The 20481-nt window shown below is 72.5% G+C and carries 19 protein-coding genes; 17 read left to right on the top strand and 2 right to left on the bottom strand.

What is annotated here, in order from left to right; genetic code table 11:
* Positions 1-95 precede the first annotated feature (95 nt).
* The 14 genes from CLV56_RS02890 to CLV56_RS02825 all read left to right on the top strand — a co-directional run bounded on the left by CLV56_RS02890 (position 96) and on the right by CLV56_RS02825 (position 15082).
* Positions 96-1481, top strand: coding sequence for a flavin reductase (locus CLV56_RS02890; protein WP_100414361.1), 1386 nt, complete (start codon positions 96-98; stop codon positions 1479-1481).
* A gap of 6 nt (positions 1482-1487) precedes the next feature.
* The gene (locus CLV56_RS02885) at positions 1488-2786 is read left to right on the top strand and encodes an acyl-CoA dehydrogenase family protein (protein WP_039348656.1); all 1299 of its coding nucleotides are present in this window, start codon (positions 1488-1490) and stop codon (positions 2784-2786) included.
* Positions 2783-4285, top strand: coding sequence for an aldehyde dehydrogenase family protein (locus CLV56_RS02880; protein WP_039348659.1), 1503 nt, complete (start codon positions 2783-2785; stop codon positions 4283-4285). Before CLV56_RS02885 ends, CLV56_RS02880 begins: the two co-directional genes overlap by 4 nt.
* A complete protein-coding gene (locus CLV56_RS02875; protein WP_039348662.1) occupies positions 4282-5172 on the top strand; it encodes an isocitrate lyase/PEP mutase family protein in 891 nt (296 codons plus the stop codon). Before CLV56_RS02880 ends, CLV56_RS02875 begins: the two co-directional genes overlap by 4 nt.
* Entirely contained in the window at positions 5169-6362 is a 1194-nt protein-coding gene (locus tag CLV56_RS02870; protein ID WP_039348664.1) for an FAD-dependent oxidoreductase, read from the top strand. Before CLV56_RS02875 ends, CLV56_RS02870 begins: the two co-directional genes overlap by 4 nt.
* Complete coding sequence (locus tag CLV56_RS02865) at positions 6359-7849, top strand: aldehyde dehydrogenase family protein (RefSeq protein ID WP_100414360.1); 1491 nt, start codon at positions 6359-6361, stop codon at positions 7847-7849. The genes CLV56_RS02870 and CLV56_RS02865 overlap by 4 nt, the downstream gene beginning before the upstream one ends.
* 181 nt (positions 7850-8030) lie before the next feature.
* Positions 8031-8846 carry an oxidoreductase gene (locus CLV56_RS02860; protein ID WP_039348666.1) on the top strand — a complete coding sequence of 272 codons (816 nt, stop codon included), beginning with the start codon at positions 8031-8033 and terminating at the stop codon, positions 8844-8846.
* A 5-nt stretch (positions 8847-8851) separates the two neighbouring features.
* Positions 8852-9847, top strand: a complete 996-nt coding sequence (locus CLV56_RS02855) for an alpha/beta hydrolase family protein (RefSeq protein ID WP_039348670.1) — start codon at positions 8852-8854, stop codon at positions 9845-9847.
* A gap of 14 nt (positions 9848-9861) precedes the next feature.
* On the top strand, positions 9862-11079 hold the full coding sequence (locus tag CLV56_RS02850; RefSeq protein WP_100414359.1) for an aromatic ring-hydroxylating dioxygenase subunit alpha: 1218 nt from the start codon (positions 9862-9864) through the stop codon (positions 11077-11079).
* Positions 11076-11852 carry a hypothetical protein gene (locus CLV56_RS02845; protein ID WP_100414358.1) on the top strand — a complete coding sequence of 259 codons (777 nt, stop codon included), beginning with the start codon at positions 11076-11078 and terminating at the stop codon, positions 11850-11852. Before CLV56_RS02850 ends, CLV56_RS02845 begins: the two co-directional genes overlap by 4 nt.
* Positions 11849-12838 carry a calponin homology domain-containing protein gene (locus CLV56_RS02840; protein ID WP_100414357.1) on the top strand — a complete coding sequence of 330 codons (990 nt, stop codon included), beginning with the start codon at positions 11849-11851 and terminating at the stop codon, positions 12836-12838. Before CLV56_RS02845 ends, CLV56_RS02840 begins: the two co-directional genes overlap by 4 nt.
* Positions 12835-13662, top strand: a complete 828-nt coding sequence (locus tag CLV56_RS02835) for an SDR family oxidoreductase (protein WP_039348673.1) — start codon at positions 12835-12837, stop codon at positions 13660-13662. The genes CLV56_RS02840 and CLV56_RS02835 overlap by 4 nt, the downstream gene beginning before the upstream one ends.
* Positions 13662-14342 carry a hypothetical protein gene (locus CLV56_RS02830; RefSeq protein ID WP_039348675.1) on the top strand — a complete coding sequence of 227 codons (681 nt, stop codon included), beginning with the start codon at positions 13662-13664 and terminating at the stop codon, positions 14340-14342. Before CLV56_RS02835 ends, CLV56_RS02830 begins: the two co-directional genes overlap by 1 nt.
* Positions 14339-15082: a maleate cis-trans isomerase family protein gene (locus CLV56_RS02825; protein WP_039348678.1), complete on the top strand. Its 744-nt coding sequence runs from the start codon at positions 14339-14341 to the stop codon at positions 15080-15082. The genes CLV56_RS02830 and CLV56_RS02825 overlap by 4 nt, the downstream gene beginning before the upstream one ends.
* Positions 15083-15235: 153 nt before the next feature.
* Here CLV56_RS02825 and CLV56_RS02820 read toward each other — a convergent pair whose 3' ends face one another.
* Positions 15236-15421 carry a hypothetical protein gene (locus CLV56_RS02820; protein ID WP_039348680.1) on the bottom strand — a complete coding sequence of 62 codons (186 nt, stop codon included), beginning with the start codon at positions 15419-15421 and terminating at the stop codon, positions 15236-15238.
* Position 15422: 1 nt separating this feature from the next.
* Positions 15423-16085, bottom strand: coding sequence for a class E sortase (locus CLV56_RS02815; RefSeq protein ID WP_100414356.1), 663 nt, complete (start codon positions 16083-16085; stop codon positions 15423-15425).
* Positions 16086-16239: 154 nt separating this feature from the next.
* Between CLV56_RS02815 and CLV56_RS02810 the strand changes: the two genes are divergently transcribed.
* The 3 genes from CLV56_RS02810 to CLV56_RS02800 all read left to right on the top strand — a co-directional run bounded on the left by CLV56_RS02810 (position 16240) and on the right by CLV56_RS02800 (position 20472).
* A complete protein-coding gene (locus CLV56_RS02810) occupies positions 16240-17985 on the top strand; it encodes a neocarzinostatin apoprotein domain-containing protein (protein ID WP_157805043.1) in 1746 nt (581 codons plus the stop codon).
* Positions 17986-18115: 130 nt separating this feature from the next.
* On the top strand, positions 18116-19138 hold the full coding sequence (locus CLV56_RS02805; RefSeq protein ID WP_100414355.1) for a WxL protein peptidoglycan domain-containing protein: 1023 nt from the start codon (positions 18116-18118) through the stop codon (positions 19136-19138).
* Positions 19138-20472, top strand: a complete 1335-nt coding sequence (locus CLV56_RS02800) for a hypothetical protein (protein ID WP_100414354.1) — start codon at positions 19138-19140, stop codon at positions 20470-20472. The genes CLV56_RS02805 and CLV56_RS02800 overlap by 1 nt, the downstream gene beginning before the upstream one ends.
* The last annotated feature ends 9 nt before the right edge of the window (positions 20473-20481 follow it).

Raw genomic sequence — 20481 nt, 5'->3', positions numbered from 1 at the left:
GGGTGCTCCTCTGCGTTACGGACAGGTGCGATGCGGATCAGTCGTCTACATCATAGATTCTTGCACCTCCGTCACCCGGGCGTTGCATTCGTGTCATGTGGCGAAAGGCATGGCGCTCGGTCAATCAGATATTGTATATTCTCTACCACGCACAGGAGGTGGTCCCCTTGGTCGAGGCTTCGATGTTCCGTGACGTGCTGGCCCAGTGGCCCAGCGGCGTCACCGTCGTCACCACGGTCGTCGACGGCGTGCGTCACGGGATGACGGCGAGCTCGTTCTCGAGCGTGAGCCTCGACCCGCCTCTGGTGTCGATCTGTCTCGACCGCAAGCTCTACAGCCACGGACTCGTCGAGCGCGGCGGCGTCTTCGGGATCAGCGTCCTCGCGAAGGACCAGGCGGACGTCGCGCGGCGGTTCGCCGGCATGACCGACGCCGAGGACCGCTTCGCCGGCGAGAGCTGGTCGACGGCCTCGACCGGCGTCCCGCTGCTCGACTCTGCCCTCGGCTGGCTCGACTGCCGCGTGGTGCACGCCTACCCGGGCGGTGACCACACGATCTTCGTCGGTGAGGTCCTCTCCGGCCGCGCTGCGCGCCGCACGGCGCCGCTGCTCTTCCACTCCCGCGGCTGGGGCCAGTTCGCGGACGTGCTCCCGGACGTGGCGACGCTCGCCGACAGCGGCCTGGTGCCGTCGTTGCTCCAGCACGGGCAGAGTGGCGAGGAGGTCCGCCGCACGGCCCACCGGGTGCGGCGCAGCGGGATCCGCGTCCGGGTCGCCGACCTGACCGGCACGGCCTCGTTGGAGAACCTGGCCTGGCACGACGGCCCGTCGCGGCCCGGTGACGGGCGGATCGAGGGGAGTGCGCTGGTCGAGTCCCGGCTGCAGGCGCGACAGGCGGCCGATCGTGGCGTCAGCGTGCTGGAGACCCGGGCGAGCGCCCGTGACCTGCGCTCGGTCCGCCGTGCCTGCGACCTGCTCGGGCACTTCGCCTCGACCCCCGGCGCCGACCAGCGGGTGGTCGTGCTGAGCGACGTGTTCGCCGACGAGCGGGTCGACGAGACGCTGGCGGCGATCGACAGGCTGCTGTCCGCCGACGCGACCGAGGTCTGTCTCGACGACACGACCGGGTCGGCGACCCCGCTGCAGGTGAGGGCGCTGCTCCAGGACTCGGTCGGGCTGGCGCGCCCGGTCCCGCTGCGGCTCCGGCTGCGCGACAACGACAGGCTCGGCCTGGTCAACGTGCTCACGGCGCTGAAGTCCGGTGTGCACCACTTCGACACGACGCTCGGCGGCCTCGACGGCGCCGTGGCGACCGAGGACCTGGTCCGCCTGCTCGGCACGCTCGACGTGACGACACCGGTCGACCCCTCGACCCTCGACACCCTTGTCCGCCAGGTGCGCGAGCGCGTCTCGCGCACCTCCTCGGTCGCGGTCGGCTCCGGCCTCACCACGACCGACCCTGCCCCCCTGCCGACCCTGTAGGAGCTGATGACGGCCATGCTGACCGCCGAGTACCTCCTGGACGACCTCGACCCCGACGAGCGCGCCCGCGCCGAGCGGGTCGAGTCGATCCTCCCCGCCGTCCGCGACGCTGCTCAGGACGCCGACGCGCGGGGCGAGTTCCCCACGGGCCACGTCAAGCTGCTCGCCGACGCGGGTCTCCTCGGCCTGGTCGTGCCGCAGGAGTTCGGCGGCCTCGGCGGCGGACTGCGCGACCTCGCCGCGACCACCTACGCGCTCGGCACCGTGTGCGGGTCGACGGCTCTCGCCTACTTCTTCCACTGCTCGGCCTCCTCTCGCGGGCTCCTGCCGCTGGCTGCGCTCGACGCGGGCCTCTACGGCGAGGACGAGGCCGACGAGGTCCGGACCTTCGCCGAGCGGGTGCTCTACCTGATGGGCCGCGACACGAGCTGCCTGGCGAACTTCGCCAGCGAGGCACCCAAGGCGAGCAACGCCAACGTGCTGATCTCGACCACCGCGACCCCGACCGACGGTGGGTGGTTGCTCAACGGGGAGAAGTCGTTCGGCTGCCTGTCCGGGACCGCCGACTACTACCTGGTCACCGCACGACGCTCGGACGTCGACGGGCTCGACGCGATCTCGCTCTTCCTGGTCGCCCGCGACTCCGAGGGCATCCGTCCGCGCCAGCAGTGGAACGGCCTCGGCATGCGGGCCTCCGACAACCACGGCCTGGTGATGGAGGACACGTTCGTCCCGGCGGCCGACGCGCTCGCGGTCCCCGGCGGCTTCGCGCGCGCCACCACCCTGTCGCGCGGCTCCTGGGTCGGCAACCAGGTGGCGATCGCCGCGATCTACGCCGGTGTCGCCCAGGGAGCGTGGGACTTCGCCTTCGACCGCACGATGAACGCGCGTTTCGCCGACACCGGCAAGCCGATCGCGTCCAGTCCGATGCACCAGGCCCTGATCGGCGAGGCCCAGCAACGGCTCGGCGACATGCACCTGTGGCTGCGCAGGCAGGTCGAGCTGGAGGCGAGCGATCCTCCGATCCTCCCGAAGCCCGACGTCGTCAAGAGCTGGAAGCTGGCGAAGGGGGCAATCTGCGAGAACGCCTTCGCCGTGGCGATCGCGTCGATGAAGATGTGTGGGACGTCGGGTGCGCTGATGGACAACACGATCGGCCGTGCCGTGCGCGACACGGCGATGGGCCTGGTCCAGGCGTTCCCGGCCGAACGGGGACGGCTCGACCTGGCCCAGATGCTCGTCGACGACGAGTCCTGGCTGGGCCTGACCACCCAGGACGCGATGGACCGCAAGGAGAGGGCATGACGACCACCGGCGAGGCTCTGGTGAACGTCGCGCTGCCCGACGCCGTCGACGTGGTCGCCGGTCGGGTACGACCGGTCTCGCGGAGGCTCGCGGTCGTCCTCGAGGACCCCTACCGCGGCACGCCGCTCGCGCCGGCCGCGCTCAGCGACGAGGTGGTGGTCGAGGATGCCCTCGCCGCCGCGTGGGACGCGCACAACAGCGGCGCCTGGTCGTCGGTCCCGGCGCAGCGGCGCGCCGAGCTGCTCGAGGCGATCGCGGCGGCGCTCGAGCACGAGCTGCCCCGCATCACCGGGCTGGAGGCGTTCGCGACCGGCGTCCCGGTCCGTCAGACCGGTGTCGTCGGGATGATCGTGCCGGGCGCCTTCGCGCTCGCGGCCCAGATGCTGCGTGCCGGGGTCCTCTCCGAGGAGCAGGTCGACGAGGCCACCGGCCGTCGCACCGAGGTGCTGCGGCTCCCGCTCGGCCCCGCGGTCTGCCTCGTCCCGTGGAACGCGCCGGCCCCGATGGCCGCGCACAAGGTCGCCAGCGCCCTCGCAGCGGGCTGCCCGACGATCCTGAAGCCGAGCGAGTACGCACCGTACGCGACGACCGTGCTCGCGACCGTCGTGGCCGGCGTGCTCGCCGACGCCGGGATCGACCCCGGGGTCTTCCAGCTGGTCCAGGGCGGCGCGGAGGTCGGAGCGCAGCTCGTGGCGGACCCTCGCGTCCGTGCGGTGTCCTTCACCGGCGGCAAGGTCGGCGGTGCCGCCGTCGCGGCGGCGACCACCGGGCGCCTGGCCGGCCTCCAGCTCGAGCTCGGCGGCAACAACCCGCTGGTCGTGATGCCGGATGCCGACCCCGAGGACGCCGCACATGCCGCGGTCGACCTGCTCACCACGATGAACGGTCAGTGGTGCCGGGCGCTGGGTCGCCTGGTCGTGCCGGCCGACCGGCACGACGAGGTCGTCGAGCGGGCGCTCTCCCGGCTGGCCGACCTGAGCGCCGGCGACCCCCTCGACGAGCGGACCGATCTCGGTCCGATCGCCCACTCCTCCCACCTGCGGCGGCTGCGGACGACGCTCGCCGACCTCGAGGCCGCCGGAGGCACCGTGCGGACCGCGACCACGGTTCCCGACGCCGGCGGGAGCTTCCTGGCGCCGGCCCTGGTCACCGGGCTGGACCCCGACGCGGCGACCGAGGAGATCTTCGGGCCGGTCGCGACCGTGCACTCCTACGGCGACGAGCAGGAGGCGCTCGCGATCGCCAACGGCACGGCGTACGGGCTGGAGGGGTACGTCGTGGGCACGGACACCGACCGCGCGCTCGCCGTCGCCCGGCGCATCGAGGCCGGCGAGGTCAAGGTGAACGGGTCGTCGATCATGAGCCTGCACCTCATGACGCCGCGACCGGCCTGGGGGATGTCCGGCGCGGGAGAGGAAGGCACCGTGGAGACCATCCGGTGCTTCACCGGAGCGAGGGTCGTCGGCGTCGAGGGCAGCTTCGCGCTGCACGGACGATGACCGCGGCCGCCCAGCGGCTGCGCACCCTGCTCGCCGGCGACACGGTGGTCCACCTGCCGGGCGTGCACGACGCGGTCACCGCGCGTCTCGCGGTCGCCTCGGGGGCGCGGGCGGCCTGCCTCTCGGGCGCGGTCGCCTCCGCCGTCGGCCTCGGACTCCCGGACCTGGGCTACGTGCACGGCAGCCAGATCGCCGCGCGGGCCCGCGACGTGGTCCCGGCGCTGAGCGACCTGCCGCTGCTGGCCGACGCCGACACCGGGTACGGCAGCGCGCTGCAGGCCCGCGAGACGACCCGGGTCTACGCCGCGGCCGGGATCGCCGGGCTGCACCTGGAGGACCAGGTCGCGCCGAAGCGGTGCGGGCACATGACCGGCAAGGCCGTGGTCGACGTGGACGAGGCGGCGGCGCGGGTGCGGGCCGCGGTCGACGCGGGCACCGGCACGGTGGTCGTGGCGCGCACCGACGCGCTGTCGGTCGAGGGCCCGGACTCGGTCGTCCGGCGGGCCGCTGCCTTCGTCGAGGTCGGCGCCGACGCGGTCTTCGTCGAGGGCGCCGACCTGGCGACGCTGGCGAGGGTGCGTGACGCGCTCGGCCCGGCCGTCCCGTTCGTGCTGAACCGGTCGGAAGCCGCGGCGGCCGGCGGCACGGAGACCGACGCCGAGCTCGCCGCCGTCGGCGTGCGGCTGATGATCCACCCGGTCTCCGCCCTGCTGGCCGCGACCCGCGCGATCGCCGACACGTACGCGGCGATCGCGGCGCGCGGAACGGCCGAGGACGTTGCGCGCTGGCCGTGGGACGACCTGACGGCGCTGCTCGGCCTGGACGAGCAGCTCGGTCTGGAGCAGCTCTACGCAGCCGGCTCCGTCGAGGAAGGAAGCCGAGGATGAGTGAGCGGATCCTCGTGGTCGGGGCGGGTCCGGTCGGCCTGACCTCCGCCCTGAGCCTCGCTCGTGCGGGCCACGCCGTGACCGTGCTGGAGGCGGGTACGCAGCTGTCGTCCGAGTCGCGGGCGAGCACGTACCACCCCCCGACGCTGGAGATGCTCGACGACCTCGGGGTCCTCGACGCCCTGCGGTCGGTCGGGATCGAGTCCCAGCGGTTCCAGTACCGCGACCGCACCGACGGCCCGATCGCCGAGCTCGACCTCGGGCTGCTCGCCGACGAGACCCGCTACCCGTTCCGGGTGCAGTGCGAGCAGAGCAAGCTGACGCCGATCCTGGCCGAGGCCCTGCTGCGGCACGCCGGCTGCGCCCTGGAGCTCGGCGAGCCGGTGACGGGCGTGACGATCGAGGGCGCGACCGCCAGCGTGACCTCGGCGACGGGACGGACCTGGACCGCGGACTGGGTCGTCGGTGCCGACGGCGCCGGCTCGCGCGTGCGCAAGGCGATCGGTGCCGCGTTCGAGGGGCTCACGTACCCGGAGCGGTTCCTCGTCGTCTCGACCACCGAGGACCTGAGCGCCGCGCTGCCGGGGATCGCCGACGTGAACTACGTCTTCGACCCCCGTGAGTGGCTCGTGCTGCTGCGGACTCCCGAGCACTGGCGGATCCTGTTCCCGACCGATCCCGAGAGCCCGGCCGAAGCCGAGGTCGCCCCCGCCCGGGTGCAGGAGCGGCTGCGCCGGGTCGCTGACCTCGGACGGGACTGGGACGTCCTGCACTCGTCGCTCTACGCGGTCCACCAGCGGGTCGCGAGCACCTTCCGGGTCGGCCCGGCGATCCTGGTGGGCGACGCCGCTCACGTCAACAACCCGCTCGGCGGGATGGGGATGAACAGCGGCGTCCACGACGCCGTGCTGGTGTCGGGTGCGTTGGCGGACCTGCTCGACGGCCGCGCGGGCGTCGACGAGCTCGACGCGGTCCTCGCGCGGCGCCGCGAGGTCGCACGGTCCTACGTCAGGACCGTGACGCACGACAACTGGAAGCAGCTGCGTGAGTCCGACCCGCGGGCGCGCGCCGCACACCACGCGGAGCTGCGGGCGCTCGCGGCCGACCCCGCTGCGGCGCGCTCGTACCTGCTGCGCACGTCGATGATCGACTCCCTGCGGCCCCGTCCCGCGGCCGAGGCGGCCGGGTGACGTCCGGAGCTCCGGCGCCGCGGGCGTCGGCCGCGGCCGTCGCTGCGGAGACGGTCGTCCGCGAGAACCCGGCCCGGACCATCGAGGTGGTCGGCCGGCTCGCGACGACCGGTCCGGACGACGTCGACGCTGCCGTCCGTCGCGCACGGGACGCCCAGGCGGTCTGGAGCCGGCAGCCGGTGCCGGAGCGCGCCCGCCTGCTGCGGGTGGCCTCGGACCTGCTCGCGTCCGACGTCGAGGCGCTCGCCGAGCTGATGGCCCGCGAGACCGGCAAGCCGCTGCCCGACTGCCGTGGCGAGATCACGTTCTCGCTGGCCGTCCTGCGCTGGGCGGCCGACCGCGGCGAGGCGCTGCTCGTCGACGGCGTCACCGACGACGAGGACGGTCGGCTGGTGCGGCGGCACCGGCCGTACGGAGTCGTGGGGGCCGTCACGCCGTGGAACGCGCCGGTCGTGCTGGCCGCGCTCAAGGTGGCGCCGGCGCTCGTCGGTGGCAACGCGATCGTGGTCAAGCCGTCGCCCCTGGCTCCGTTCGCCGTCGAGCGCTTCGTGGGGCGGATGGGCGAGGTGCTTCCGGAGGGCTGCCTCCAGGTCGTGCACGGGCACGCGTCGACCGCGACCGCGCTCGTCGGGCACCCGGGGGTCGACCGGGTCGCGTTCACCGGTGGCGAGACGGCGGGTCGCGCGATCGCGGCGACGGCGGCACGGGCGCTGACGCCGTCGTTGCTCGAGCTCGGCGGCAACGACCCGGCGCTCGTGCTGGACGACGCCGTGCTCGACGACGGGTCCCTCGAGCGGATGGTGATGGCGGCGTTCGCGACCAGCGGTCAGGTGTGCATGGCGCTCAAGCGGCTCTACGTCCACCGGTCGCGCTACGACGAGGTCGTCGACGGGCTGCGGGCGGCGGCCGGCCGGCTGCTGCGGACCGGTGACCCCCTCCACGACGGCGTGACCATGGGTCCGGTGGTCTCCGAGCCGTCGGCCCGCCGGGTCGAGGACCTCGTCGGTGCGGCGCGCGCCGGCGGAGCGGACGTCACCGAGCTCGGCTCGGTGGATCCGGGTACCGACCTGGCGGCGGGCTGGTTCGTGCGGCCCACGCTCGTGCTCGGTGCCTCGGACACCGACGCGGTCGTGGCCGTCGAGCAGTTCGGACCGACGCTGCCGGTGCTGGCCTTCGACACCCTCGACGAGGCGGTCGGTCGTGCGAACGCGGGGGACCTCGGTCTGGGGGCCTCGGTGTGGTCCGCGGACGAGGACCGCGCGTTCGCGGTCGGCGCCCGGCTCGACGCGGGCTTCACCTTCGTGAACACCCACAACCGCACCGGTCTGTCGCTGCGCGCACCGTTCGGCGGTGTGAAGCGCTCCGGCTGGGGCCGCGAGTACGGCGACGAGGGGATCCTCGAGCACGTGCAGACGTGTGTGCTGCACGCTCCCGCGGCGTTCCGGGCCGGCGGTCGCGGTCTGGGCGCCACCGCGTACCCCTCCTGAACGTCCACGGCGTCCCCGGGAGCCGGCGGTCGGTGTCTCCGTTCGATGACAAACCTGTCACGTCGGACGAATCGGCAGACGCGCGGGTGCTCCCGGGTGAAGATTCCTCGCAGAACCACTATCCGCGACGGTATAGATCATATATAGTCGCATCACTGGATCGGCAGTCGAGGAGGAGTCCGTGAGTCAGACGCTGAAGCACGTGCAGGAGCACCTGGACGAGTCGGCTCCGACCGACGTGACCGAGACCTTCTCCGCCTGGCTGGCCCTCGTCGAGCGGCTGCAGGCACGGGTCCAGGAGCGCTTCTCGCTCGAGCGCGACCCGTCCTCGGAGGTCCTCGAGGACGTCGGCTCCGACGACGGGCCGCGCGGACGGGTCCGCACCTACGCCGGTCCGGAGATCGACTGGATGGTCCACTCCCACATGGAGAACGCCGCCGCCGGCTTCTGCAACGTGCACCTGACCATCTGGCTCGGACCCCAGGTCAAGGTTCCGCACTTCGGGATGGCGCTCGGGTGCTTCCCTCACGGCTGGATGTACCTCGACTCCGTCCCGCGCAGCTACCTCGTCACCGACACCGACTCCTACGACCGGTACTACGAGCCCGTCAATGCGCGCTGGGAGCAGGTCCGCAACGACAACGACTGGCTCGAGCCGTTCATCAGCCGCTCGGGATTCGTCCGGGCCGGGCTCTCACCGACGGCCTTCTGCTACATGGCGCCCGCAGACGAGCGGATGACCGACCTCGTCAGCGAGCTGGCCACCGAGCACCTGGAGCGCTGGCTCGGCTGGGTCGACGAGGCGCCGCGCGTGCCCGCCGACGAGCAGGCCGCGCTCGCTGCGGCCGACGAGGCGATCCGTCGCAACATCGCCGAGCGGGACCCGGCGAACGTGATGGGCGACCGCTACTTCGGGGCCGACACCACCCAGCGCCTCGTCCGGGCGCTGTGGGGCGGCGACCGGATGCTGCCGCGGGCGCACGAGCAGGGCGCCTGAGGACCGTGGCCGCTCCCGCCCTCGTCCGCGCGCTCCGCACCGCGACCCGGATCCCGGGCGCCGAGGCGCCGTACGACACCGCGCACGTGACCGTGAGGTACCCCGCGCTCGCCGCCCGCACGGACGCCGAGCGCATGAGCGGTCGTCTGGCCGCCGACCCCGCCGGGGGACCGTACCCGGTCGTGGTCCTGCTGTCGGGCGTCAACGTGGCAGCCGAGGCGTACGCCTGGCTCGCGACCACGCTCGTCGAGTCCGGGTTCGTCGCGGTGACCTACGACTGGGTCGGGGAGCTGTTCGCGGGTGAGCACGGGCTGACTCCCGGGGTCGACCTCGGCGCGGTCGGACCTGACACCTACGGCCGCCGCCCCACCACCCAGGCGCTCGGGCCCGTCCTCGAGACGGTCGGCCGGCTCGGCCACCACGGTCCGCTCGCCGGGCTGCTCGAGCCCGGCGCCGTCGGCCTGTTCGGGCACTCCGCCGGCGGGACGGTCGCGCTGCAGTCGGCCCGACCGGCCTGGTTCGACCAGGTTCGGGCCGTCGTCACCTACGGCGCGCACACGATGGCGTCGCAGCAGCTCGGACACGCGGCGGGCACCGTGCTGCCGGTCGCGGTCGAGGTCCCGGTCCTGCTCGTCGGGGGCAGCGCGGACGGTGTCGTCGCCGCGAGCGCGCTGCGCTACGGCGGCGACGCGGGCGATCCCGACCACGACCCGATCGCCGCCACCTGGCGCGACGCCGTCCCGGCCACGACCGACGCGTGGCTCGTCACGCTCGCAGGCGCGGGCCACATGCTCGCCGCCCACCCCGACGACCCCACCACGGCTCGCGGCTTCCTCGAGGAGGCCACCGGCGGCGATGCCGCGGCCCTGCGAGCGACGCTCGCCGAGACCGTCGCGACCTTCCTGCGCGCCCACGTGCGCGGGGAGGCCGAGGCCAAAGACGCGCTGGAGCTGCTGGTCGAGCAGCCCGGTCCACAGATCGCCGAGATCCGGCGACGGTAGGAGGAGATTCCGCGATGTTCAAGAACTTCTGGTACGGGGTGGAGTTCAGCGACGACCTCGTCGTCGGGACGCCCAAGCGCATCAAGGTGCTGGGGCAGCAGCTGGTGATCTACCGCAAGCCCAGCGACGGATCGGTCGTGTGCCTCTCGGACCTGTGCGTCCACCGCGGTGCCGCGCTCTCGGCGGGCGAGCTCAAGGGCGACTGCATCGTCTGCCCGTACCACGGGTGGGAGTACAACGAGCGCGGCGAGGTCCTGAAGATCCCCGCGCACCCCGAGAAGGGGATCCCGCGCAAGGCGCGGATCGACGCGTACCCGGTGGTCGAGCGGCACAAGATGATCTGGGTCTTCCTCGGCGACCTGCCGGAGGAGGAGCGGCCGCCGATCCCCGACTGGTCCGCGGTCGACGACACCGAGACCTACCGTGCGGTGACCGGGACGTTCCTGTGGAAGTCGAACTACGAGCGGATCCTGGAGAACGGCGTCGACATCGCGCACACGCCGTTCGTGCACCGCGGCGCGTTCGGCAACCCGGAGAAGCCCGAGGTGCCGGAGTTCGAGGTGGAGACGTCCCCCTGGCACTGCAAGGCCTCGGTCAAGCTGAACCCGCCGAAGCCCAAGGGCCTGTGGGCACGGATGAACCCGGGTGGGGGCGACCTCCTGAACCGCCCCCTCGTGCCGGTGTCCACCACGTGGTGGCTGCCCAACGCGATCCTGCTCGAGGTCGACCTGCCGATGGGAAAGCTGAAGATCTTCGACATCAACATCCCGATCGACGAGGAGACCACCCTCGTCAAGTTCATCGCGCTGCGGACCTTCTTCAAGGGCAGGTGGGCCGACAAGGACGCCAGGCGCCGCGTGTTCAAGGTGCTGAAGCAGGACGAGGCCGTCGTCGACACGGTGCGGCCCGAGCTGCTGCCGTACGACCTGTCCGACGAGCTGCACGTGCGCAGCGACTACAACCAGGTCATGTACCGCCGCCGCCGTCGCGAGCTGATCGAGGCGGGATGGTCGGTCGAGGGCAACACGATCGTCGGCGAGGGCCCGGCGCGGGTCGAGGCGCGGGTCGTACCGTCGCCGGTCCGGCGCGAGGTGCCCGAGCTGGCCTCGGCGTGGAACTTCAAGGAGGTCCGGAGCAAGGAGCTGCTCGGGCAGCGCGCCGAGCGCGAGGAGCGCGGCGACCTCCCGCGGACCGACACCGTGGAGGCCCCGGGCGAGGAGGTGCCGGCATGAGCGCCACCGAGGCCGAGAGCACGAGCCTCTCCGGCGGGCTGTGCCGGCGCACCTGGGAGCGGATCGTCCACGAGCGCGGCCTCGTCGAGGCTCGGTCGGCCTCCGGCCGGGCGTTCCGGACGCTCGTCTCGCCGATGTCGCCGGACCCCGTGGGCGAGGTCCGCGTGTTCACCGCCGCCGACGAGACGGAGCCGGTCGCCAAGCTGGTCTACGTCGGGCTCACCGTGCGCGCGATCGGGCTGGACAGCCACATGGTCTTCGCCTTCGTCCGTCCCGACCTCCCGGTGCCGCACTTCACGCTGGACTCCGTGCAGGGGCAGGGCTCGTACGCCTTCCACCTCGACCTGATCCCGCGTGCCGACCTCGGCACCCACCTGACGTACCTGGACTGGGCGCACGCCCCGCTGACCCCGGCGTTCGAGGAGGTCTCGCAGCGGCCCGGGCTGAGCAAGGCCGCGATCGGGCCGCGCCAGTTCGCGATGATGTCGCCCTGGATGCTCGTGCACCGGGCCGAGGAGGCGGCGTTCACCGGGATCGACGACGCGGTGACCACCTACCTGGACCACTGGTTCGGGTTGCTCGCCGCGCCGGTCCCGGACGCGGTGGTCGCCGACGTGGCCGACACCGACCTGAGCCTCCGTGACGCCCGCAACCGCGCCAACATCTTCAGCCCCGACGTCGACCACGTGTGGGCGCAGGTCGCTCGTCTGGTCGGCGACGAGGCCATGGAGGACGTCCGGGCCCAGCTGCTGGACAACGAGGTACGGGCATGACCGCGACGGACGCGGAGACCGACGCCTCCGCGCAGAGCAGCGAGACCAGCGCCTGGCAGCAGCGGATCGAGGGGGAGTGGCACGGCCGGCCCTCGCTCTTCGACGCCGAGGGCAACCACGTCGGCTACGAGCACGTGGTCCGGGCGAGCGTGGTCGACGGCGACGTCGCCCGCTACTGGATGCGGACCAGCCTCGAGGGCTCGGGTCCGCTGCGCAACCGCCTCGAGCTCGGTGCGCAGTTCGACTTCGGCATCGTCGACTCCGACGAGAACCGCGTCTACTGCGGACCGGACTTCTACGGCACCGGCCAGCCGTACGGCCTGTTCGTGGACGCGCACTACTACTCGCCGGGCTGGCAGGCCGACCTGCGCACCTGGAACCAGGTGCTGCCCGACGGCGAGACCCAGGTCTACTCGTCGGTGCTGCACGACGGCTGGGCGGTCTGCGCGGTCTTCAACGGCGTCTACAAACGCACGTCCGACCACGCGACGAACCCGCAGACCCAGGCCTTCGTCGACGAGTGGATCGCGGCGGAGACCCGGCGCGGGTCGACCCCGCAGGTCCTGCCGACCAAGGAGCGCGGCCGCTGGACCGGGACGCTCGCGGTGCACGGCGCCGACCAGGAGCCGCTCGGCGAGACCGAGGTCGTGATCGAGCACGAGCCGGAGTCGCTGCGGCGTGCCCGGCAGCGGATCACCTGGCGCGGAGCGCTCGACCGCAGCTACGCGCTGGAGCGCTCGCGCGACGGCGCCCGGGTCCAGTACGACGGTCCCGAGGTCTACGGCAACGCGATCGCGTACGGCCGGGCGCTGTTCACCAGCCAGCACCTGGTGGGGACCGACGCGCGCGGGGTCGAGAAGATCAAGGGCCGCGAGGTCCTCATCGACCCCGACACCCGTGACCTGGCCGTGGTCTGGCAGCTGATGCGCGGCGACACCACGAGCCACGTCGTGCACGGCCTGCTGAGCTGGGAGCCGCAGCGGTGAGCGCCGCCGGCCGGGTCGTCGTCGTGACCGGCGGGACCCGGGGGATCGGGCTCGGCCTGGCCCGCGAGCTGCTGGCGCGCGGCTGCCGGGTCGTGGTGTGCGGGCGCTCGCCCGAGCGGCTCGCCGACGCCGTGACCGAGCTCGGTGCGGCCGGCGACCCGTTCGCGGTCACCGGCCTGGTCGCCGACATCACCGACCGTACGGCGCTGAGCGCGCTGTGGGACCACGCGGTCGCGACCTTCGGGCGCGTCGACGTCTGGATCAACAACGCCGGGATGTCCGCGCCCCGCCGCCCGCTGGCCGAGGTGCCGTCCGAGGCCGTCGAGACCGTGGTCGCGACCAACCTGGTCGGCACCGTGCACGGCTGCGCGGTCGCGTCGGCGGGCCTGGCCGCCCAGTCCGGGGGCGGCTGGATCTGGAACATGGAGGGGTTCGGCTCCGACGGGCAGATCCAGCCGGGGATGGCGGTCTACGGCGCCAGCAAGCGCGGCGTCAGCTACCTCACCGCGGCGCTGGTCAAGGAGACCAAGGGCACCTCGGTGAAGGTCGGGTCCCTCTCGCCGGGGATCGTTGCCACCGACCTCCTCGTCGACGACTACGACGGTCAGCCCGAGGCGTTCGAGAAGGCCCGCCGGATCTTCAACATCCTCGGCGACCGGGTCGAGACGGTCACCCCCTGGCTCGCCGAGCGGCTGCTGGCCGAGCCCAAGCACGGCGCCAAGGTCGCGTGGCTGACCCGGTCGAAGGCGTTCGGGCGCTTCATGACCGCAGGGTTCCGGTCGCGGGACATCTTCGCGCCGTCCGGTGACCGAGCGGCGGCGTGATGGCGGTCGATCCGTGCACCGAGTACGGCCTGGCGCTGGCCGTGGAGGACTTCGTCCCGGTCGTGCTGGCCGGTGCCGGCGCGCTCGCGCTCGCCTCCGCGACCGGCCGCGCGCTGCCGCGCGTGCGGGCGGCGGCGCTGGCCGGCGGCGTCGTGGTCACCCTCGGCGGGCTGGCGAAGGCGGTCTGGAAGCTGCTGGTCGCCATGGAGCCGTGCCGGCAGTACGACCTGCTGGAGAACCTTCTGTTCCCGTGCCTGATGGTCGGGTTCAGCGCGATCGCGTGGGCGCTGACGAGCGTGCTGCGCAGGCGGGCGGTCGCCTGGTGGCCGTTCGCGCTGGTTCCTCTCGTCGGGGCCGGGTGCGCCGTCGGGCTCGGGAGCACCATGCCGATGCTCGGTGTCGCGGCTCTGGCCGCGGTGGCGGTCGGCGTGCTGGCGGCGACGCTGAGCCGACGGCACGGCGACCGGCTCGGAGCCTGGCTGTTCGTGGTGTACCTCGCCGGGACGCTGGTCCTGCCCCCGCTCGCGGCCCGCGAGCACCAGACCGAGCTGGTGCAGTGGGCCGAGCAGCTGACCAACTCGCTGGTCCAGCTGTGCTTCCTGCTGGGCGCGCTGCGCCTGCGCAGCCGCCTGGGTGCTCGGAGCACCCCCGAAGTCCCCGAAGGAGAGCGAGTCCGATGACCGACCGCCTCGGCTGGCGCCGCAAGTTCGGCGTGATCGCCCCCAGCACCAACACGATCGTGGAGCCCGAGTTCGCGATGATGGCGCCGCGGGGCGTCACCTCGCACTTCTCCCGGATCCACATCCGCGACCAGAACATGGCCGACGACGCCGGCATGGAGCGGCTGCTCGACCAGATCCGCGAGGAGATCGGGTCCTCGTGCGAGCGGGTCCTGACCTGCGAGCCCGACTACATGGTGATGGGCATGAGCGCGGAGACCTTCTGGGACGGCGTGGAGGGCAACCGCCGCTTCAAGAAGCAGATCACCGACATCACCGGCCTGGAGGTCGCCACCGGAGCGGAGGCGTGCGAGCGCGCGCTCCAGCTGTACGGTGCGCGTCGGATCGGTGTCGTCACGCCGTACCAGCCGATCGGCGACGAGAACGTCGTGCGGTTCTTCGGTGAGCTCGGCTTCGAGGTCGCCTCGATCCGTGGTCTGCGCTGCCCGACGGCCGTGTCGATCGCGCACGTGAGCGAGCAGGACCTGCGCGACGCGATCCTGGCGGTCGACGGCGAGGACGTCGATGCGATCGTGCAGTGCGGCACGAACCTGTGCATGTCCGAGCTCGCCGACGAGGCCGAGCGGTGGCTCGGCAAGCCGGTGATCGCGATCAACGCGGCGACCTGGTGGATGGCCCTGCGCGACAACGGGATCCACGACCAGCTGGACGGGTTCGGCTCGCTGCTGCGCGAGCACTGATCACCGCACCCCACGACTCCGTACGGGGCAGCCCTCCCGACCCCTGGGCTGCCCCGTACGGAACTCCACGCGCACCCCCGGGACCAGGGCCCGGGGGTGCGTTCGTCGGCCGACCGGGCGCGGCCGTCCCCGGACAGGGTGGTGTGCCGGGCGTCAGCGCGGCTGGGCGCCGGACGCGGTCTGCGGCTCGAGCGTGATCTGCTCGAGCGGGAGCAGCGGCTCCAGGGCCGGGAACACCACGAGGAAGAGCAGCGCGACCGCTGCGAGGAAGAGCACGAGCGCGAGCAGGACGCGGACCGGCGTCGGGCCGGGCAGCAGTCGCCAGAGGGTCGCGTACACGTCAGGCTCCCGTCCCGGTGATGGTGCGCTGGAGGTGGCCGTGCACGATCATCCGCTCGCTGGAACCCCACCGTGGGTGGCACGTGACGAGTGTGATGCGGGCCTTCTTCGGCGTCGCGTCCGGGCGGTCCGGCACCGGAAGCAGGACCCCGGTGGAGCTCGGCGCGACGATCTCCGTGCGGGTCACGACGTACTCGTACGCCGCCCCGGGTGTCTCGACCAGGATGGTGTCACGCGGCTGGACCTGGTCGAGGTGGGCGAAGGGCTCGCCGTGGGTCGCACGGTGGCCGGCGACCGCGAAGTTGCCCGTCCGGCCCGGCAGCGCGGTCTCGGGGAAGTGACCCGGGCCACGGGCGATCTGGTCGTCGGTCACGCCCTCGACGACGACCCACGACCAGTCGGCGCCGAGCCGGGGGATCGACATGACGGCGATCCCGCTGCCGACGGCCGGCTTCGCGGCGACCGGCTGGGTGGCGGGCCCGTCCTGGGCGGCCTCGACCTGCTGCTCGAAGTCGTCACGCAGCCCGACCTGGGCCACGCTCGCCTGCACGTCGCTCCAGAACACGAGGTAGACCCCGAAGAGCAGGACCACGGCACCGCAGGTGACCAGCAGCTCTGCCGCGGCGCGCGCGAGGCTGCGGGTGGCCGTCGAACGAACGAACACCGAAATCCTCTCTGATATATCATTGACAATATCGAGGTTGGTGCTTCAGCCTATCTCTACTTGCACTCCCGATGGGTGCGAATGGCAGTAGACAGGGCTGCGACCTAGGTCGGGTCCCTTCGGGGCCCCCTACCCGAAGAAGAGGAGCGGGTAGATGAGATCGAAGAATCGCACGGTCGCCTTGCTGGCGGGAGCCGGCATGCTGGCCGCGTCGGCGGTCGTCGTCAGCGCCGGACCAGCGGCAGCGGTAACCCCCACAGGTGGATGTTGGGTCTACTCACCCCCGAGTGGAGCCGACATCGAGGACACCAACCCCGCGAGCAACACCTCGTCCACGCTCGCACCGTGGACCGACCCGGCGATGGCGCCCGTCGGTGACGCGGACTACACCATCACCACCACCGGTGGCACGACCGTCGGCAGCACGCGCGACTTCTCGCTGACGTTCAACAAGGGGCCGAAGAACGGTGGTCCGCCGGCCAGCGGCACGGCGTACTACTACTTCTCGGTGAACGGCACCAACCTGCCGGCGATCACCTCGGGGTTCTCCGCGGGCGGTGCTGCGCTGATCCCCGGTGACACCATCAGCGGCTCGTTCACGATCACCTCGGCAGGGACCAACACGGTCCGGCTGCGCAAGGTGATCTACGACATCCCGACCTTCCTGACCCGCGTGAACTGCAACGGTCAGTCGGTCGGCGTCGCGAACGGCGTCAACCCCGCCACCACCCCGTTGGACACCAACATCGCGGCGAGCTTCTCCGCGGTCGGGCCGACGGCGACGATCACCGGCATCACCAACCAGGTCGTCACCACGGCGGCCCGCAGCGGTGATGCGATCAGCTTCGGCGTGTCGAACTTCGCGGGTGCGGGGACCGGCACGGTCGAGCTGTGCAACGCGTCGGGCAGCACCTGCGACGCCACCACCGGCTCCGTGACGATCGCCGCCGCGGGTACGGGCTCGGGAACCTATGCCGTGCCCTCGGGCGCGACCACCGGTTCACGGGCCCTGAAGGTCACGTCGGGTGGTGAGACGAGCCTGACTCCGATCACCGTCCTCGCCGGCGTGACGGTGTCCACCAACGTGACCGGCGGTGGCGCCGGGACCGTGGTGACGGTCTCCGGGAGCAACTGGGACCCGGGCCAGGCCGTGACGATCGGCGGCTACCAGAACGGTCCGCCGTTCCCGCCGCCGGCGTCGTCGGACCCGACCGTCTCGACGACGGCCGACTCGTCCGGCAACATCTCGGCGACCTTCACGGTCAACGACGCGGCCACCGCGTTCATCGGCGCCAGCCGCACCCACGCGGCCGGTCCGCCTCCGACCGTCCTGTTCGGCTCGCAGGCCTTCACCTTCTCGGGTGACACCTGCACCGCCAAGCAGGGTGCGGCCACCACGGGCAGCTGCTCGCTGCTCGAGACCGTCGACCTCACGGTCGTCGCCGGTGACCTCAAGATGTCGAAGGACGCCGGCAACGTCGCGATGGACGGGGTCACGCTGGACGGCACCGTCCAGACCTCGACCGGCGACCTGCAGGACGTCACCGTCATGGACTACCGCGGTGGCACCCTCGGCTGGTCGCTCGTGGGCCGGTTCTCCGGCCTCAACGGTCCGGCGAACCCCGCCGGCGGGAACTTCACGATCCCGTCGAGCGCGATGAGCTGGACGCCGTCGTGCACGGCCGACGCCAACAACGACGACACCGTCGTCGCGGGTGGCACCGGGTCGTTCACGACGGACTCCACCGACCTGCCGCTCTGCTCGGTCGCCACGACCGGGCTGGGCACGGACGGGACCAGCGGCGGCGACACCCTCGCCGACGCCGGGCTCTCGCTCGAGGTCGGGTCGTCGCAGGCAGCCGGCAACTACACCGGTCTGCTCACGCTGACGCTGTCGTGACCCTCGGGTCCCGACACGTCATCTGAGATGACGAGAACCGCACCACCGAAGTAACCCGACCCGGGTGGGTGTCGCCGGCCGACACCCACCCGGGACGGATCGTTCCTACCCCCCGGACGAGGAGCCGTCGATGTCCGTCGCGAAGCGCCTGGTGCGCCCCCTCATCGCCCTGGCCGTCGCCGCGGTCGCGGTCGTCGGCCCGGCTGTTCCCGCTCAGGCCGCCGACAACGGCGCCTGGTCGGTCACGCCGACGCCGGCCGACGACTCCTCGCCGACCCCTCGCAGCTACTTCGTGCTCGAGGGCGCCCCCGGCGCGACGCTCACGGACAAGGTCCGGATCCGCAACTTCACGAAGCGGGCCCTGACCTTCTCCATCTACGGCGCGGACGGGTACAACACCACCGAGGGAGGATTCTTCGCCCTGCGTGGCCTGGAGTTCCCGCAGAAGGACGTGGGCGCCTGGGTGACGGTGCCGGTCCAGACGGTCAAGGTCGCGAAGAAGACCCAGGTCGACGTGCCGATCACGATCCGCATCCCCGACAACGCGACCCCGGGAGACCACGTCGGTGGGATCGTCGCACTGAACGGCGCCGTCGAGGGCACGACCGAGGCCGACGGTCTCGAGGTCGGGCTGAAGCGGGCCGTCGCCGCACGGCTCTACCTGCGGGTCAGCGGGCCCACGATGCCCGCCGTCGAGGTGACCGACATCGAGCTCGAGCACGATCGCGGCGCCCTCGGGTGGACCGGTTCCTCGAGCGGCACCGTCAGCTACACGGTGACGAACACCGGCAACCTCCGGCTGTCCCCGCAGAGCGTGATCACTCTGAGCGGACTCCCGTCGCGCGAGCTCGACGCCGTCGAGTCGGCCGGCGTCGTCGACCTGCTCCCCGGCCAGTCGGCCCGGCTGAACGCCGAGGTCGAGGGGATCGGCCCGTTCGACCGCGTGACCACGACGGTGACGCTCACGACCGCCGAAGGCATCGGCGACGTCGGCGAGACCACGACCTGGGTCGTTCCCTGGGTCCTGATCGCCGTCGTCCTCGCGTTGCTCGCCCTCGGCGCGTGGTGGTGGCTGCACCGCCGCGCCGAGCGACGCCGCGCCTTCGAGGCGCTCGAGAACGCCCCGACCCTCACGGTCTCGGCCGGCCGGTGATGTCGAGGCGGTTGCTCTGGCTGCTCGTGCCGCTGGTCCTCGCGCTGACGGCCGTCCCGACCGCGCACGCGGCGGACACCGCGGACGGTGCCGAGGACGGTCCGGGGCTCGGGGCCACGGCGTCGCCCGGGGCTGGCGCGCCCGGAGACCGGATCCACATCGACGGTGCGGGCTGGCCCGCGCTCACCCAGATCCAGGCCGTCGTCTGCGGCGACCTCGCGGTCGGCGGGTCGGCGGCGTGCGACCAGACCACGGCGATCCTGGCGGTCGCCAACGTCGACGGCGAGATCGACCTCGACATGGTCGTCGGGAACCCTCCCAAACCCTGCCCGTGCGTCGTCCGGGTGGCGTCGTACACCGGCCCGGCGCTCGCGGTGGACATCCCGTTCGTGGTCAGCGGGCACCCCACCGGCACACCGCCGTCCGCCGCCCTGCCGATCCCGAGCCTGCGGGTCACCGACGTCCGTCTCGAGGGCGACGGGGGGATCGCCGGCCTCTTCGGCGCGTCGCCGGAGCGCACCCTCGTCGTCACCGTCGAGAACGTCGGGAACGCCCCGGCGGTCAACCCCGAGGTGAAGATCGGGGTGGGGCGCTCCGACCGCACCGAGCCGACGGTGATCACCGAGCGCAACGTGACGATCGAACCCCTCCAGAGCGTCGACATCGAGACCACGGTGGCGCTGCCGTTCGCCGCGTTCGGGACCTACCACGTCGTCGGCGTGGTCGGGCAGGGAGAAGCGGGCACGTCGTTCTCCACCACGTGGAAGGCCTACCCCTGGGGCCTGGTGGCGCTGAACGTGATCGGCGTCGTGCTGCTCGTGTGGGGCATCCGCCGTCGGATGGCGGCGCGCCGCGCCCGTCCGACGGTCGATGCCGCTCGGCGGGCCGAGATCGCGAGCCGCCCGTACCCGCTGCCCGACGTGGTCTACGTCGAGGCGATCGGCGGCTTCCTCGTGAGTCCTGCGGCGGTCGGCCGCACCGGCCTGATCAAGAAGCTCGACGGGCGGCTGGAGAGCGAGGACCTCGAGGCGTTGCTGCGGGATCCGGGGCTCGCCACCGGCACGACCGTCCTGCGGGGCGCTGGTGAGTCGTCGGCCCGTGACGGCGCTGCGGTGGTCGACCTCGCCGCTCTCGACGCCTGGCTCGTCCGGGGGAGCGCACGTCGCCGGGCGGACGTGGGGATGCAGGTCCTGGACCCGTTGGCACCGCCTCTGCCGACCGACCCGGACGCGGGTGGGGGGCCTGCGGAGGCGCCCGCGACGACCGACGCGGTCGTCGACATCGACGCCGCGGACGGCTGGTTGGACCGCCGACAGAGGAAAGAATCTTCCTAGGTCGCTCGA

This window comes from Mumia flava (genome assembly GCF_002797495.1).
In the GTDB taxonomy this organism is placed as follows: Bacteria; Actinomycetota; Actinomycetes; order Propionibacteriales; family Nocardioidaceae; genus Mumia; species Mumia flava.
The sequence above is the reverse complement of the archived record's forward strand: the minus strand, read 5'-3'. Positions and strand labels throughout refer to the sequence as shown.

What these genes read in the sequence shown, in the direction of transcription:
- CLV56_RS02890 (WP_100414361.1), top strand. Translation starts at nt 96, where the DNA reads ATGTGGCGAAAGGCATGGCGCTCGGTCAATCAGATATTGTATATTCTC.
- CLV56_RS02885 (WP_039348656.1), top strand. Translation starts at nt 1,488, where the DNA reads ATGACGGCCATGCTGACCGCCGAGTACCTCCTGGACGACCTCGACCCC.
- CLV56_RS02880 (WP_039348659.1), top strand. Translation starts at nt 2,783, where the DNA reads ATGACGACCACCGGCGAGGCTCTGGTGAACGTCGCGCTGCCCGACGCC.
- CLV56_RS02875 (WP_039348662.1), top strand. Translation starts at nt 4,282, where the DNA reads ATGACCGCGGCCGCCCAGCGGCTGCGCACCCTGCTCGCCGGCGACACG.
- CLV56_RS02870 (WP_039348664.1), top strand. Translation starts at nt 5,169, where the DNA reads ATGAGTGAGCGGATCCTCGTGGTCGGGGCGGGTCCGGTCGGCCTGACC.
- CLV56_RS02850 (WP_100414359.1), top strand. Translation starts at nt 9,862, where the DNA reads ATGTTCAAGAACTTCTGGTACGGGGTGGAGTTCAGCGACGACCTCGTC.
- CLV56_RS02845 (WP_100414358.1), top strand. Translation starts at nt 11,076, where the DNA reads ATGAGCGCCACCGAGGCCGAGAGCACGAGCCTCTCCGGCGGGCTGTGC.
- CLV56_RS02840 (WP_100414357.1), top strand. Translation starts at nt 11,849, where the DNA reads ATGACCGCGACGGACGCGGAGACCGACGCCTCCGCGCAGAGCAGCGAG.
- CLV56_RS02830 (WP_039348675.1), top strand. Translation starts at nt 13,662, where the DNA reads ATGGCGGTCGATCCGTGCACCGAGTACGGCCTGGCGCTGGCCGTGGAG.
- CLV56_RS02825 (WP_039348678.1), top strand. Translation starts at nt 14,339, where the DNA reads ATGACCGACCGCCTCGGCTGGCGCCGCAAGTTCGGCGTGATCGCCCCC.
- CLV56_RS02810 (WP_157805043.1), top strand. Translation starts at nt 16,240, where the DNA reads ATGAGATCGAAGAATCGCACGGTCGCCTTGCTGGCGGGAGCCGGCATG.
- CLV56_RS02805 (WP_100414355.1), top strand. Translation starts at nt 18,116, where the DNA reads ATGTCCGTCGCGAAGCGCCTGGTGCGCCCCCTCATCGCCCTGGCCGTC.
- CLV56_RS02800 (WP_100414354.1), top strand. Translation starts at nt 19,138, where the DNA reads ATGTCGAGGCGGTTGCTCTGGCTGCTCGTGCCGCTGGTCCTCGCGCTG.